This window comes from Streptomyces monticola (assembly GCF_042665355.1).
GTDB classification, from domain to species: Bacteria; Actinomycetota; Actinomycetes; order Streptomycetales; family Streptomycetaceae; genus Streptomyces; species Streptomyces monticola.
The window spans coordinates 72,002-85,376 of record NZ_JBHTCF010000007.1; the positions used below are offsets into that span (position 1 = coordinate 72,002).

The 13,375-nt window shown below is 71.2% G+C and carries 15 protein-coding genes and 1 tRNA gene; 3 read left to right on the plus strand and 13 right to left on the minus strand.

Going from position 1 to position 13,375, the window contains the following annotated elements; translation table 11 throughout:
- The first annotated feature begins 51 nt into the window (after positions 1–51).
- The gene (locus tag ACFQVC_RS18375) at positions 52–249 is read left to right on the plus strand and encodes a hypothetical protein (protein WP_381831540.1); all 198 of its coding nucleotides are present in this window, start codon (positions 52–54) and stop codon (positions 247–249) included.
- 212 nt (positions 250–461) lie between these two features.
- Here ACFQVC_RS18375 and ACFQVC_RS18380 read toward each other — a convergent pair whose 3' ends face one another.
- From ACFQVC_RS18380 to ACFQVC_RS18390, 3 genes are read right to left on the minus strand one after another with little or no spacing between them, the layout of a single operon-like run.
- Positions 462–1,334, minus strand: coding sequence for an SDR family oxidoreductase (locus ACFQVC_RS18380; RefSeq protein ID WP_381831541.1), 873 nt, complete (start codon positions 1,332–1,334; stop codon positions 462–464).
- Positions 1,331–2,308, minus strand: a complete 978-nt coding sequence (locus tag ACFQVC_RS18385; protein ID WP_381831542.1) for an alpha/beta fold hydrolase — start codon at positions 2,306–2,308, stop codon at positions 1,331–1,333. The genes ACFQVC_RS18380 and ACFQVC_RS18385 overlap by 4 nt, the downstream gene beginning before the upstream one ends.
- Positions 2,305–3,858: a flavin-containing monooxygenase gene (locus ACFQVC_RS18390; RefSeq protein WP_381831543.1), complete on the minus strand. Its 1,554-nt coding sequence runs from the start codon at positions 3,856–3,858 to the stop codon at positions 2,305–2,307. Before ACFQVC_RS18390 ends, ACFQVC_RS18385 begins: the two co-directional genes overlap by 4 nt.
- Positions 3,859–4,039: 181 nt before the next feature.
- Here ACFQVC_RS18390 and ACFQVC_RS18395 point away from each other — a divergent pair, with 181 nt between their 5' ends.
- Positions 4,040–4,660, plus strand: coding sequence for a MerR family transcriptional regulator (locus ACFQVC_RS18395; RefSeq protein WP_381831771.1), 621 nt, complete (start codon positions 4,040–4,042; stop codon positions 4,658–4,660).
- Between the two features lie 27 nt (positions 4,661–4,687).
- On the opposite strand, the gene ACFQVC_RS18400 is transcribed toward ACFQVC_RS18395, so the two are convergent.
- A complete protein-coding gene (locus ACFQVC_RS18400; RefSeq protein WP_381831772.1) occupies positions 4,688–5,470 on the minus strand; it encodes an exodeoxyribonuclease III in 783 nt (260 codons plus the stop codon).
- Between the two features lie 39 nt (positions 5,471–5,509).
- Between ACFQVC_RS18400 and ACFQVC_RS18405 the strand changes: the two genes are divergently transcribed.
- Complete coding sequence (locus ACFQVC_RS18405; RefSeq protein WP_381831544.1) at positions 5,510–5,986, plus strand: GNAT family N-acetyltransferase; 477 nt, start codon at positions 5,510–5,512, stop codon at positions 5,984–5,986.
- A 34-nt stretch (positions 5,987–6,020) separates the two neighbouring features.
- Here the strand turns inward: ACFQVC_RS18405 and ACFQVC_RS18410 are convergent, their stop codons facing one another.
- The 9 genes from ACFQVC_RS18410 to galU form a co-directional block, all read right to left on the minus strand.
- On the minus strand, positions 6,021–7,232 hold the full coding sequence (locus tag ACFQVC_RS18410) for a sensor histidine kinase (RefSeq protein ID WP_381831545.1): 1,212 nt from the start codon (positions 7,230–7,232) through the stop codon (positions 6,021–6,023).
- 6 nt (positions 7,233–7,238) lie between these two features.
- Complete coding sequence (locus ACFQVC_RS18415; protein ID WP_381831546.1) at positions 7,239–7,700, minus strand: hypothetical protein; 462 nt, start codon at positions 7,698–7,700, stop codon at positions 7,239–7,241.
- Positions 7,701–7,833: 133 nt separating this feature from the next.
- Positions 7,834–7,907 (minus strand) — tRNA-Ala (locus tag ACFQVC_RS18420).
- Between the two features lie 85 nt (positions 7,908–7,992).
- Positions 7,993–9,204, minus strand: coding sequence for a divisome protein SepX/GlpR (sepX, locus tag ACFQVC_RS18425; protein ID WP_381831547.1), 1,212 nt, complete (start codon positions 9,202–9,204; stop codon positions 7,993–7,995).
- Between the two features lie 208 nt (positions 9,205–9,412).
- On the minus strand, positions 9,413–10,060 hold the full coding sequence (locus ACFQVC_RS18430; protein WP_381831773.1) for a GNAT family N-acetyltransferase: 648 nt from the start codon (positions 10,058–10,060) through the stop codon (positions 9,413–9,415).
- Positions 10,057–10,572, minus strand: coding sequence for a MogA/MoaB family molybdenum cofactor biosynthesis protein (locus ACFQVC_RS18435; RefSeq protein ID WP_381831774.1), 516 nt, complete (start codon positions 10,570–10,572; stop codon positions 10,057–10,059). Before ACFQVC_RS18435 ends, ACFQVC_RS18430 begins: the two co-directional genes overlap by 4 nt.
- The gene (gene moaC, locus ACFQVC_RS18440; RefSeq protein WP_381831548.1) at positions 10,557–11,036 is read right to left on the minus strand and encodes a cyclic pyranopterin monophosphate synthase MoaC; all 480 of its coding nucleotides are present in this window, start codon (positions 11,034–11,036) and stop codon (positions 10,557–10,559) included. The genes ACFQVC_RS18435 and moaC overlap by 16 nt, the downstream gene beginning before the upstream one ends.
- 73 nt (positions 11,037–11,109) lie before the next feature.
- Positions 11,110–12,414 carry a molybdotransferase-like divisome protein Glp gene (gene glp / locus ACFQVC_RS18445; RefSeq protein WP_381831775.1) on the minus strand — a complete coding sequence of 435 codons (1,305 nt, stop codon included), beginning with the start codon at positions 12,412–12,414 and terminating at the stop codon, positions 11,110–11,112.
- Between the two features lie 30 nt (positions 12,415–12,444).
- Entirely contained in the window at positions 12,445–13,347 is a 903-nt protein-coding gene (gene galU / locus ACFQVC_RS18450) for a UTP--glucose-1-phosphate uridylyltransferase GalU (protein WP_381831549.1), read from the minus strand.
- Positions 13,348–13,375: the final 28 nt, after the last annotated feature.

The window sequence follows — 13,375 nt, forward strand, 5'->3', positions numbered from 1 at the left end:
TGCCACGCTGGTCGAGGCCCGACCCCCTCACCCACTTTGGGAGTGAACCTCATGGGCATGAAGGACCAGTTCCAGGACAAGGCCAACGAGCTCGCCGACAAGGCCAAGAGCAAGTTCGGCGACGCGAAGGACGAGACCTCGGACCGTGCCTCGCAGGCGCAGGACGACCTCTCGGACCGCGCCTCGCAGGCCCAGGAGTACGGCCAGGACAAGGCCGACGACGCTCAGGACCGGTGGAACGAGCAGTAACCCTCTGCCGCACACAGGAGCGCACCCGTACCAAGTACGGGTGCGCTCTTGGCAGTTCCAATGGAAGCCCGTCAGCGCGCTCTTGGCGGTTGGTCACCGTCTTGAGCCTGGGGGGCGCAATTTGAGCCCGTCCGGCGATTGAGGACGAGCCCGCAGGGCGATGTAGCGGCGCCCCGGGCCGACGGCACGGTCAACGCACCGTAAGCCGCTCCCTAAGAACGAACCTTCTCGTCCGCCGCGCCACCCTCTCCCACAAGCCCCTTGCCGACCTCGCCGAGCCGCGGCTCGAACCGCCGCATCTCCCGCTGCCCCACGGTCGCGATGATCCCCGGCAAGTAGCCCCGCATGGACTGCATCCCGCGCAGCCACCACTGCGCGTACACATGCGCGGAGCGCCGCTCGATCCCCGCGACGATCCGGTCCACGGCGGGGCCCAGCGGATACGTCTTGTTGGACGGCCACGGCAGCCGCTGCCGCAACTCCCGCATGACGTCGTCCTGGTCGGCGCCGCGCACCATGTCCGTGTCGGTCCACGACAGATAGCCGACGCCGACCTTCACGCCCTTGTAGCCGACCTCGGCCCGCAGCGAGTGCGCGAACGCCTCGACCCCGGACTTGGACGCGCAGTAGGCGCTCATCATGGGCGCGGGCGTGATCGCGGCGAGCGAGGCGATCTGCAGGAAGTACCCGCGGCTCTCCATCAGCACGGGCAGAAACGCCCGCCCGGTCACGGCCGAGCCGATCAGATTGACCTCGATCACCCGGCGCCACGCCACCGGATCGGAGTCGACGAACGGACCGCCGCTCGCCACACCGGCGTTGGCGACCACGATGTCGACCTTGCCGAAGCGCTGCTTCACCTCCTGGGCGACCTGCGCCATCGCCTCGTGGTCGGTGACATCCGCGTACCAGGTGTCGCTCTCGGTGTGCAGCCGCTCCGAGACCTGCTTGAGGACATCCGGCTCCAGACCGACGAGCGCCACCTTGGCCCCGCGGGCCGACAGCTTGCGGGCGAGCAGCTCACCCACGCCCCGAGCGGCCCCCGTGACGACCGCGACCTGGCCTTCCAGGCTCACCTTGCTCATGCGCCCTCCTTGATGTGACCGACCTGACCGACCTGACCTGCTTGACCGGCTTGTACGTACGCGCCGACCAGTTCCCGGATCTTCCCGGTGACCGCGTCGGGCGCCTCGACCGGAGTCATGTGCCCCATTCCCGCGAGCTCGGTGAGACCCACGCAGTTCGGCAGCGCGGCCACCAGGGCACGAGCGTGCACCACGGGCGTCAGCCGGTCCACGGTCCCGGCGATCACGGCGGTCGGCGTCCTCAACTCCCGTACGTCCGCGTCGAGATCGAGCCCGGCGAGCACATGCGACCAGCCGTGCCGCACGAGCCGCGGGCAGGCGTGCACGATCCGCGCGCAGGCCTCGACCTTGTCGGGCGACGAGCCGGGCCCCATCGTCGCGTACCGCAGGATCCGCTTGGCCACCGGCGTGACCGGGCCGAGCGGCGCCCGCGCCCCGAGCACCGACTTGGTGAGCCGGGTACGCAGCCGGCCGGCCCGCAGCGGCAGCACCGTGGACTCGGCGACCAGCTTCGAACTGCCCGTGCTGCACAGCAGAACGGCCGCCGTGTGCTCCCGGAACTTGGCCCGCCCCGCGGACGCCATCAGCGTCATCCCGCCCATGGAGTGGCCCACGAGCACGGCCTTCTCACCGGGTTCGAGCGCGGTGGCGAGCACCGCCTCCAGGTCGTCGGCGAGCGCCTGGGTGCTGTACCCGGCGGGCCCGACTGGCGCGGGACTGCGGCCGTGGCCGCGCTGGTCGTAGGTGATGACGCGGTGCTGCTGCGCCAACTCCCTTATCTGCGCCGCCCAGAAGGCCGTCGAGCAGGTCCAGCCGTGCGACAGCAGCACCGCGGGCGCGCCTTCGGGACCGTGCACCTCGATATGCAGCCGCGCGCCGTCGGCGGAGACCGCGGTCAGCTCGCGAGCGGCGACCGGAGGTGCGTAAGGACCGTCCGCGCCGCGCTTCCCATTGGTCCGCATCAATCGGCTCATGCGCCGGCCTCGACCTTCTCCGTACGCGCCTTCTTGGCGGGGGCGGGCGGGGCCACGGCACCGTCGTCCGGCCGCGGCCCCCGGACCACCTCGTACTCGGCGAGGTCGACGCGCCGGGTCGCGGTGCGGAACTCGGTGGTGGTGCCGGGCCACAGGGTGGTGTTGACGCCATTGGGGTCGAGGTACCAGCTGTTGCAGCCGCCGGTGTTCCAGACGGTGCGCTTCATCCGCTCCTGGACGCGCCGGTTCCACTCGTTCACGGCGGACGGCCGCGCGGCGAGCGCCGCCTTGCCGCCGAGCACGTCCAACTGCCGCAGATAGTCGGCCATGTAGTTCAGCTGGGACTCGATCATCAGGATCATCGAGGAGTTGCCGAGCCCGGTGTTGGGCCCGATGATCGTCATCCAGTTGGGGAACCCGGCGGCCGTCGCACCGCGCAGCGACTTCATGCCGGTCTTCCACACCTCGGTGAGCGTATGGCCCTCGGCGCCGACCACCCGGTCCGCGATCGGCATGTCGGTGACGTGGAAGCCGGTGCCGAAGATGATCGCGTCGACCTCGGTCTCGGTGCCGTCGGCGGCGACGAGGGTGTTGCCCCGCACCTCGCTCAGACCGCTCGCCACCACGTCCACATTGGGCTTGGCCAGCGCCGGGTAGTAGTCGTTGGACAGCAGGATCCGCTTGCAGCCGATGCGGTACGTCGGCGTCAGCTTGGCCCGCAGCGCCGGGTCCTTGATGGCGCGGCGCATATTGGCCTTGGCCAGGGACTCCACGAGCCCCAGCTCATTGGGCCGCTTGGTGAACGCCTGGACCTGCAGCTCCCGTATGCCCCACAGGATTCCGCGGCGCGCGTGGGTGGTGAACGGCAGCTGCCGGTGCAGCCAGCGCTCGACGCCACTGATGGCCCGGTCGGCGCGCGGCATCACCCAGGGCGGGGTGCGCTGGAACAGCGTGAGCCGGCCCACCTCCGCCTGGATCGCCGGCACGATCTGGATGGCCGAGGCGCCGGTGCCGATCATGGCGACGCGCTTGCCGCGCAGGTCGTAGTCGTGGTCCCAGCGCGCGGAGTGGAAGACCTTGCCCTCGAAGGTGTCCAGGCCCGGGATGTCGGGGATCTGCGGGTCGGAGAGCGGCCCGGTGGCGGAGACGACGACATCGGCGGTCAGGGTGCCGCGTACCGTGTCGATCTCCCAGCGCAGCTCGTCACCGTCCCAACGCATCTGCTTGACCTCGGAGTTGAGGCGGATGTGCGGCCGCAGCCGGAAGACGTCCGCGACGTGCTCCAGATACTCCCGGATGCGCTCCTGCCCGGAGAAGGTGCGCGGCCAGTCCGGGTTGGGCGCGAACGAGAACGAGTACAGATGGGAGGGCACATCGCAGGCGCACCCCGGGTAGCTGTTGTCCCGCCAGGTGCCGCCGACGGCGTCGGCCCGCTCCAGGACGACGAAGTCGGTGATGCCCTCGCGGCGCAGCCGGACCGCGGCCCCGAGCCCGCCGAACCCGGACCCGATCACCGCCACCCGTACGTGCTCGTGCTCCTTCTCGGCCATGCCGCGCCTCCCGAAGTCCACTTCGACAACTCTGCCAGTAACCACTGGCGCAATGGGGAGAGTAGAACAGGCCCGTACTCATGGGTAGGGGTCGGACCGGAGAAAGTTACCGGCGGTACAACATAGGGTCGGCAACGTGGCACAGGAATCGGCACAGGAACCGGGGACCCGCGAATACCGCATGGAGGAGCTGGCCGAAGCGGCCGGCATCACCGTGCGCACCCTGCGCTTCTACCGTGAGCGCAAGCTGATCCCACCGCCGCGGCGCGAGGGCCGGATCGCCTGGTACGACGACCACCACCTGGCCCGTCTGCACACCATCACGGCCCTCCTGGAGCGCGGCCACACCCTCAGCGCCATCGCCGAACTCACCGAGGCGTTCGAGTCGGGGCGCGACGTCGGCGAGCTCCTCGGCCTGACCGGCGAGCCCACCGAGGAGACCCCGGTCCGCCTCACCCCCGAGGAACTGGCCGACTACTTCGAGGGCGAGGTCACCCCGGAGAACCTCCAGGCAGCCCTCGACCTCGGCTACATCGGCACCGACGGCGACGAGATCGTGCACATCAGCCGCCGCCTCCTGGAGGTCTCGGCCGCGCTCGTACGCGAGGGGGTCCCGCTCGCCGAGGTGATGGCGGCGGGCCACAAGGTGCGTGAACACGCGGACGCCCTGGCCGAGTTGTTCACCACGACGATCCGCGCCCACAAGCCCGACGCGGATCTGGACAAGCTCCGCCCCCTGGCGAAGGCCGTCGTGGAGGCCGAGCTGTCGATGGCGATGGACCGCCACCTCAACAAGCCCTGAGCCGGGCCCCGGCGCGGGGCCCGGACCTCAGAGGTCGTAGACCACCGTCACGGGAGCGTGATCGCTCCACCGCTCGGCATGCGTCGCGGCCCGCTCGACGAACCCCTTGACCGCCTTCCCGGCGAGCCCGGGCGTCGTCACGTGGTAGTCGATCCGCCAGCCCGTGTCGTTGTCGAAGGCACGTCCGCGGTACGACCACCACGAGTACGGACCCTCGACGTCCGGATGCAGCGCGCGCACCACATCCACGTACTCCTCGAAGACCTCGCTCAGCCAGGCCCGCTCCTCGGGCAGGAACCCGGCGTTCTTCTTGTTGCCCTTCCAGTTCTTGAGGTCGGCCTCCTGGTGGGCGATGTTCCAGTCGCCGCACACCACGACCTCGCGCCCGTCGGCGGCGGCGCGGACCTTCAACTCCCGCAGATAGACGAGGAACTCGGCCATGAACCGTTCCTTCTCGTCCTGCCGCTCGGTGCCGACCTCGCCGGACGGCAGATACAGGCTCGCCACGGTCACACCCGGCAGATCCACCTCGACGTAGCGCCCGCTGGAGTCGAACTCCCCGGACCCGAAGCCGATCTGCACCCGGTCGGGCTCACGGCGCGTGTAGAGCGAGACACCGGCCCGGCCCTTCGCGGCCGCCGGCGCGTGCACCACATGCCAGCCCTCGGGCTCGCGCACCGTCTCCGGCAGCTGCACCGCCTCGGCCCGCACCTCCTGCAGGCACACGGCGTCGGCGTCGGTCGCGGCCAGCCACTCGACGAAGCCCTTCTTGGCGGCCGCACGCAGGCCGTTCACGTTCACGGAGGTCACAGTCAGCACCCCGACACCGTACCGGCACACTGGATGACCATGGACATCAGACCGGTCGCGTTCGACCACCCCGACGCCGTCAAGCTCAACGACGAGGTGCAGCTCGAATACGAGGAGCGCTACGGCGACGGCGGCGACGTCACCCCGCTCGCCCCCGCGATGTTCGCGCCCCCGCGCGGCCTCTTCCTGATCGCGTACGACGAGCAGGACCGCCCCGTCGCCACCGGCGGCTGGCGCACCCAGGACAAGAACGAAGAGGGCTACGAGGACGGCGACGCCGAGCTCAAGCGCATGTATGTGATCCCCGGCGCCCGCGGCCTCGGCCTCGCCCGCCGGATCCTCGCGCGGCTTGAGGCGGACGCCCGCGCCGCGGGCCGCACCCGCATGGTCCTGGAGACCGGCGACCAGCAGCCCGAGGCCATCGCCCTGTACGGCTCGGCCGGCTACGCACCCTGCGCCAAGTTCGGCCACTACCGCCACTACGACAGCAGCCGCTGCATGGCCAAGCCGCTGTAGCTTCCCCCGGCTCCCCCGCCCGGCCCGACGGACCTCAGCCGTCCTTCAGGGACCCCCGCAGATCGAGCACCGCGAGCGCCCCGCCGTCCTCGGGGTTCTCGAACCGCAGCCTGGCGCCGAGCACCCGGGCCTGCCCCTGGGCGATGGTCAGCCCGAGACCGAGCCCCTTGTCGCGCTCACCGGTACGGAACCGCTGCGGGCCGTTCGTGAGCACCGCCGGCGGGAACCCCGGGCCGCTGTCCCGCACCCTGGCGACGGCGCCGTCGACCGCCACGGTCACCGGCGCCGCCCCGTGCCGCAGCGCGTTGCTGACCAGATTGGCCACGACCCGCTCGACCCTGCGCGGATCGGTCTCCACCTCGGCGTCCCGCAGCACGGTGACGGTCACCCCGTCCTGCCCCGCGGCACCTGCGGCGGCGGCCTTGCGGACAAGCGCGCCGAAGTCGCGTACCTCCGTCTCCGCCTGCTCGGCCGAGACATCCAGACGCGCCACCTCGATCACATCGTCGACCAGCTCCCGCAGCCGCCACGCACTGCCCTGCACCAGCTCGGACGGGCGCCCCGGCGGCAGCAGCCCGGCGGCCGTCACCATCCCGGCCACCGGCGTACGCAGCTCGTGCGCGATGTTCGCGGTCACCTCGCGCTCGGCCTGGAGCCGCCCGGCCAGCGCGTCCGCCATGGTGTTCACGGCCGTCGTCAGGCGGGTGATCTCGTCCTTGCCGCGCAGTTCGAGCCGGGCCGTCAGATCACCGTCCGCGATCCGCTGCGCGGTGTCCGCGGACGCGGTGAGCCGGCGTCCGAGCCGGTTGGCGACCAGCAGCCCCGCGACACAGGCAAGGGCGGTCCCGATCGCCCCCGACAGCCACAGGACCCGGTCCAGATCCCGCACGGTCGTCGCCTCACGCTCGTACGACCGCCGCAGCGCCACCACGCTCCGCCCCTCCTTGCTGGCCGCCCACAGCCACGGCACGCCACGGGAGTCACGGTCGAGGTACACCCCCCACTTCCCCTGCCGCACCGCGTCCCCGAGCGCCTTCGGCAGATCCGGCGGATCGACCAGCGTATTGGCCCCGTCGACACCCGCCGCGTGATCCTGCACCGCCGTCTGCAGCCGGTCCCCGATCGACCCGGTGGCGGCCACGAACTGCGCGTCCACCGTGCGGTGGTGCACAAGCAGCCCGATCACCACGGACACGACGGCAGCCGTACCCGCGATGGCGATCCCGATCTTCGTACGCAGTCCCATGGGCGCTCAGAACGCCGGCACGGAGAGTCGGATGCCCTGCAGCTGCACCTTCACCGCGGACGGCGGCAGCTCCTCGGGCCGGTCAGGCACGATCGTCGCCCTCCGGTAGTACGCCACCCGCTCCTGCTTCTCCAGACCGCTCAGCGTCACGGTCACGTCGTACGGCTTCTCCGCACACCCCGGCAGACACCAGTTGCCGCTCAGCTTCCCGGTGGCCCGCGCCGTGGCACCGCCCCAGTCGCCCCAGCGCAGATCCGACAGGCCCGTGAACTCGGTGAGCCCGACCGAGGTCGGCCGCCGCAGCGGCTGCCCCATCGCGTCGGCGACATAGACGGGCCCGGTCGCCGGCGACGGCTTGATCGCGGGGCCCTGGACATACAGCCCCTCCCGCTCGGCGCAGCCGCTGAGCAGCAGCACACCGAGCAGCGCGCCACAGGCGGCGCGCACGGAGAAGGGGTGGCGGGACATGCCTCAAATGTAGCTATGCCGACAAAATCCCGTATCGGGCCTTTGGTCCCGGCCTTCCAGCCCGCGCCCGCGCTTCCGCACCCGGGCATGCGAGAACCCCGCCGGATGAATCCGACGGGGTTCTCAATTGCGGTGGACCTGTGGGGATTTGAACCCCAGACCCCCTCGATGCGAACGAGGTGCGCTACCAGACTGCGCCACAGGCCCTTGCAACGAGAGAAACCTTAGCACCCTCATCGGGGTGCTTGGAAATCCGTTCCTGCACGGCTCCCGCGCTGGTCAGATCCCCGGCTCACTCATTGGCGGCACGCGGCCGCTCGCCCTCCGCGTACTGGTCGAACAGCGGGGTGCGGCCGCGCTCACGGGACCGGCGCGCGGCGGCCCGGCGCGCGGGCGCCTGCTGCGCCTCGGCCTCCGCCTTACGCGCCTGCTCGCCCTCCTGCGTCCCCTTCGGCTCCTGCGCCGCCTTGGGCTTGCGCTGCTCCGCCGTCGGCTCCGCGGCACTGGACCGCGCCGAGCTCCAGGCGTCGGGGGCGCCGAGGTCGACACCGCCGGTCGCACGCGGCGCGACGGGCGCGGTGACATAGGTCGGCAGCGGCACAGGCACGGGCTCCCAGCTGTCGCCCCGCGCGGCGCCGCGCTCCCGCTCACGCTGCTGGTCGACCCACTCGGCGTGGTCGGTCTGCTCGACCAGGGCACGCCGGTCGGCCGCGAGCGACGAGAGCCCCGCGGCCACGGCGCCGGACTCCCCGCCGTCCGCCGGCTCGTCGCCCGCGTCATCGGCCACGGCCCGGCGGCCGGCGGGCCGCCGCTCCCGCAGCCGCTGCGCGGCCACCTCGGCACGGCGCCGGTCCATCGTGTAGGTGTAGCGGCGCCGCTCCTGGGACCGCAGATGAACGATGTACGCGCTGAGCAGTACGGCGGGGACCGCCGGCGCCCACAGCAGGGCGAGCCCGCCCACGGCCGCGACGATCGCGCCGAGCGTGAAGGCCAGGAAGAGCATCACCGTCGTACGCCGCCTGCGGGCGAGGACCTTCAAACGCCGGGCCCGCGCGGCCGCTTCGGCATCGGAGCGCTCGGCCCGCCGGTCGGCGCGCGGTTCGGGGCGCGGTTCGGGACGGGGCTCGTGGCGCGGCTCACGCTGTTCGGCGCGCGGCTCGCGCTGTTCTCTCGGCTCGCGCCGCCGCGGCTTCTCGCCCGGCTTCTCGCTCTGCTTGCCGTCGTCCGGAGACACGGCGAAAGCCCGGACGTCGACGGACCCCGTGAGGGCTTCCGTCGCGGCGTCCGGGTCGGCCTTGGGCTCTTCCCCCTCGGTACGCGCCCGCAGATCCTTGGCGTACCGACGCTCCATCCCCGCCCGTCCGGACAGCAGACGGATGGCGGTGCTGAAGCGTTCCGTCGGACGAGCCTCGTTGAGCTCGTCCTGCCTACGGAGCCACATCGGCACCAAGTAGGCGGCCCAGGCCCCGACGATGACTGCGTAGATGAGGCCGCTGCTGCTCACGCCTCACACGGTAGAGGGGTTTCCTTGAGGCCATCTGCCAATTGGCCCGGTGTGTCGCACGATCTGGCTGATATCTCGAACTTTTTTTGTGACTGATGCGATCAGCAGGCTTCGATAGGCCGCATCAGACCGTCACCGAGAGGGCACCAGAGGCATATTCGCGGTCAACTTGCGCTCTTTTTCGAACACGCATTTTATTTGGCCGCTCTTAGGCGGGGTTCCGCGGAGTGTCACTCGGACTGTTCTTGGGTCGTGCCTGGTGCCAGCGGTGGAGCAGCCCTTCCGGAGCCTCTTCCGCGGTGAGCGCGAACACCAGATGGTCCCGCCAGCCACCATCAATGTGGAGATAGCGTGGACGCAGTCCTTCCTCGCGGAATCCGAGTTTCTCCACGACCCGGCGGCTCGGGATGTTCTCCGGGCGAATACAGACTTCGATGCGGTGCAGTCCGACGGTGCGGAAGCAGTGATCGACGGCGAGTGCGACAGCGGTCGGCATCACTCCGCGGCCCGCGACCCCCTCATCGACCCAGTAGCCGATATGGCCCGAACACATCGAGCCCCAGGTGATCCCGGCGACGGTCAGCTGACCGACGAGACGGCCCTGGTACTCGATCACGAAGGGCAGCATCCGGCCCGCGTTGGCTTCGGCCCGCAGATGGCGCACCATCTGCCGGTACGTCGGGCGGTGGGTGATCGGACCGCCGGGGCCCGGCGGCGGGATGGTCGCCTCCCACGGGCGCAGCCAGTCACGGTTGCGGCGGTTGACCTCGCGCCAGGCGCGCTGGTCGCGCAGCTTTATGGGGCGGAGGACGATATCGCCGTCCGCCAGCTCGACAGGCCAGGAAGGGCTGTTCAGCTCTCGCTCCCCGTGGGTCCGGTGCCGGGTCTGGGGTGGTCGCCGCCGCGGATCTGCTCGACTGCGTGCACCAGGACCTTTTCCAGTACGGCGAGGCCGTCGCGCACACCGCCGGTCGAACCGGGCAGGTTCACGATCAAGGTGGCGCCCGCGAGCCCGGCGAGGCCCCGGGACAGCGCCGCGGCGGGCACCTTCTCCCTTCCGAACGCACGGATCGCCTCGGCGATTCCGGGCACCTCGGAGCCGATCACGCGGCGGGTGGCCTCGGGGGTGCGGTCGGTGGGCGAGAGCCCGGTGCCGCCGGTGGTGAGGATGACGTCGAAACCGGCCTCGACGCCCGCGCGCAGCGCCTGCTCCACGGGGGCGCCGTCCGGGACCACCTGCGGCCCCTCGACCTCGAAGCCCAGGTCCCTGAGGCCCGCGGCCAGGATGGGGCCGCCCTTGTCCTCGTAGACACCCGCCGACGCGCGGTTGGACGCCGTGACGACGAGGGCCTTCACGAGCGGTTCCAGTTCCCGGACTTGCCGCCCGTCTTCTCCTCGACGCGTACGTCCGTGATGACCGCGGCCTTGTCGACGGCCTTCACCATGTCGATCACGGTGAGGGCGGCGACGGTGACGGCGGTCAGGGCCTCCATCTCGACGCCCGTGCGGTCCGTGGTCTTCACCGTGGCGAGGATCTCCACCGCGTCGTCGGCGACGGACAGGTCGAGCTTCACGCCGGAGAGGGCGAGCGGGTGGCAGAGCGGGATCAGGTCGGGGGTGCGCTTGGCGCCCATGATGCCCGCGATGCGCGCGGTGGCGAGGGCGTCGCCCTTGGGTACGCCCTCGCCGCGCAGGAGCTCGATCACACGGGGTGAGACAAGGACCCGGCCGCTTGCACGGGCGGTGCGCGCGGTCACGTCCTTCGCGGATACGTCGACCATGCGGGCCGCGCCCGCCTCGTCGATATGCGTCAGTCGGTCCTGCGTACTCATAGTGCTGTGCGCTCCCGGTCGGGCCTCGTGCGGGCCGTGTGTGGGCAGACACGCTACCCGCACCGGGAGGCCCTCAGCCGAGGAGGACCACTTCGACCTCGGCGCCGGGGGCGACCTCCGTGGTGTCCTCCGGGACGACGATCAGGGCGTCGGCGTGGGCGAGGGCCGCGATCAGGTGGGAGCCCGCGCCGCCCACGGGCGTGACCGCTCCGGCCTCCTCGTCGTACCGGCCGCGCAGGAACTGGCGCTTGCCGGACGGCGAGGAGAGCGGTGTGTCCGCGCGCAGTTCGGCGCGGGCCGTGGGGCGGCTGACGTCCTTCAGTCCCATCAGGGCGCGGATCGCGGGGCGCACGAACAGCTCGAAGGAGACATACGAACTCACCGGGTTGCCGGGCAGGGCGAGCAGCGGGGTGTGGTCGGGGCCGATGGAGCCGAAGCCCTGCGGCTTGCCGGGCTGCATGGCGAGCTTGCGGAACTCGATGCCGCTGCCGGCCTCGTCCTCGTCCCCCACGTGCTGCAGGGCTTCCTTCACCACGTCGTACGCGCCCACGCTGACGCCGCCCGTGGTGACCAGGAGGTCGGCGCGGATCAGCTGGTCCTCGATGGTGGAGCGGAGCGTCTCCGCGTCGTCGGCCACGGCGCCGACGCGGTAGGCGATGGCGCCGGCGTCGCGGGCGGCGGCCGTGAGGGCGAAGCTGTTGGAGTCGTAGATATGGCCCTCGGGCAGCTCCTCGCCCGGCTGCGTCAGTTCGCTGCCGGTGGAGAGGACGACCACGCGCGGGCGCGGGCGGACCCGGACCGAGCCGCGGCCGATGGCGGCGAGCAGGGCGAGCTGGGGCGGGCCGAGGACGGTGCCCGCGTCCAGGGCGCGCTCGCCGGCCTTCACATCGCTGCCCCGCGCGCGGACATGTGCGCGTGCCTCGGCCGGGCGGTGGACGCGGACCTCGCCGGTGGCGCCCTCCGGGGACGCGCTGTGCGGGTTCATGGTGCCGACCGGGCCCTCGCCCAGGCCGCCGTCGGTCCACTCCACGGGGACGACGGCTTCGGCTCCGGGCGGCAGCGGGGCGCCGGTCATGATGCGGGCGGCCTGCCCCGGGCCGACGGTGAGGTCACCGGGGCTGCCCGCCGCGACGTCCCCGATGACCTCGAGGACGGCGGGGAACTCCTCACCCGCGCCCGCGACATCGGCGGTGCGGACCGCGTACCCGTCCATGGAGCTGTTGTCGAAGGGCGGCAGCGAGACGGGCACCGTGATGTCCTCGACCAGGACGCAGCCCTGGGCGTCGAGCAGCTGCAGCTCGATCGGCTCGAGCGGATGGACCGCGCCGAGAATGTCCTCCAAGTGCTCGGCCACGGACCAGATGTGTGTCCGGCCCATGGCCTGCGCCGTCGTGCTGCTGCTCAAGTGCTACATCTCCTCGGTGACGTAACTGCGAAGCCAGGTCCGGAACTCGGGGCCCAGGTCTTCACGTTCGCACGCGAGTCTGACAATGGCACGCAGATAGTCGCCGCGGTCGCCGGTGTCATAGCGGCGGCCCTTGAAGACCACGCCGTGCACCGGGCCGCCGATCTTCTCGTCCGCCGCCAACTGCTGCAGGGCGTCGGTCAGCTGGATCTCGCCGCCGCGGCCCGGATCGGTCTTGCGCAGCACGTCGAAGACGGCGGGGTCGAGGACATAGCGGCCGATGATCGCGAGGTTGCTCGGGGCGTCCGCGGGCTCGGGCTTCTCGACCAGGCCGGTGACCTTGACCACGTCGCCCTCGCCGGTGCCCTCCACGGCCGCGCAGCCGTACATGTTGATCTGCGCGGGGTCGACCTCCATGAGCGCGATGACGCTGCCGCCCTCGCGGGCCTGGATCTCGACCATGCGCTGCAGGAGCGGGTCACGGGCGTCGATCAGGTCGTCGCCGAGGAGGACCGCGAAGGGCTCGTTGCCGACGTGCGGGGCGGCGCACAGGACCGCGTGGCCGAGGCCCTTGGGGTCGCCCTGGCGGACGTAGTGCATCGTCGCGAGGTCGCTCGACTCCTGGACCTTGGCGAGACGGTTCTGGTCGCCCTTCCTGACGAGGGCCTCTTCGAGTTCGTAGTTCCGGTCGAAGTGGTCTTCCAGGGGGCGCTTGTTGCGGCCCGTGACCATGAGGACGTCGGACAGGCCGGCTGCGACGGCCTCCTCGACCACGTACTGGATCGCCGGCTTGTCGACGACCGGCAGCATCTCCTTCGGAGTGGCCTTGGTGGCCGGAAGGAAGCGGGTGCCGAGGCCTGCTGCCGGGATGACAGCCTTGGTGATCGTGGGGTGCGACTCAGTCATGCCCAGCACCCTAACCGGTGCGAATGTG

What these genes read in the sequence shown, in the direction of transcription:
- ACFQVC_RS18375 (WP_381831540.1), top strand. Translation starts at nt 52, where the DNA reads ATGGGCATGAAGGACCAGTTCCAGGACAAGGCCAACGAGCTCGCCGAC.
- ACFQVC_RS18380 (WP_381831541.1), bottom strand. Translation starts at nt 1,334, where the DNA reads ATGAGCAAGGTGAGCCTGGAAGGCCAGGTCGCGGTCGTCACGGGGGCC.
- ACFQVC_RS18385 (WP_381831542.1), bottom strand. Translation starts at nt 2,308, where the DNA reads ATGAGCCGATTGATGCGGACCAATGGGAAGCGCGGCGCGGACGGTCCT.
- ACFQVC_RS18390 (WP_381831543.1), bottom strand. Translation starts at nt 3,858, where the DNA reads ATGGCCGAGAAGGAGCACGAGCACGTACGGGTGGCGGTGATCGGGTCC.
- ACFQVC_RS18395 (WP_381831771.1), top strand. Translation starts at nt 4,040, where the DNA reads ATGGAGGAGCTGGCCGAAGCGGCCGGCATCACCGTGCGCACCCTGCGC.
- ACFQVC_RS18405 (WP_381831544.1), top strand. Translation starts at nt 5,510, where the DNA reads ATGGACATCAGACCGGTCGCGTTCGACCACCCCGACGCCGTCAAGCTC.
- ACFQVC_RS18410 (WP_381831545.1), bottom strand. Translation starts at nt 7,232, where the DNA reads ATGGGACTGCGTACGAAGATCGGGATCGCCATCGCGGGTACGGCTGCC.
- ACFQVC_RS18415 (WP_381831546.1), bottom strand. Translation starts at nt 7,700, where the DNA reads ATGTCCCGCCACCCCTTCTCCGTGCGCGCCGCCTGTGGCGCGCTGCTC.
- moaC (WP_381831548.1), bottom strand. Translation starts at nt 11,036, where the DNA reads ATGAGTACGCAGGACCGACTGACGCATATCGACGAGGCGGGCGCGGCC.
- glp (WP_381831775.1), bottom strand. Translation starts at nt 12,414, where the DNA reads ATGGGCCGGACACACATCTGGTCCGTGGCCGAGCACTTGGAGGACATT.
- galU (WP_381831549.1), bottom strand. Translation starts at nt 13,347, where the DNA reads ATGACTGAGTCGCACCCCACGATCACCAAGGCTGTCATCCCGGCAGCA.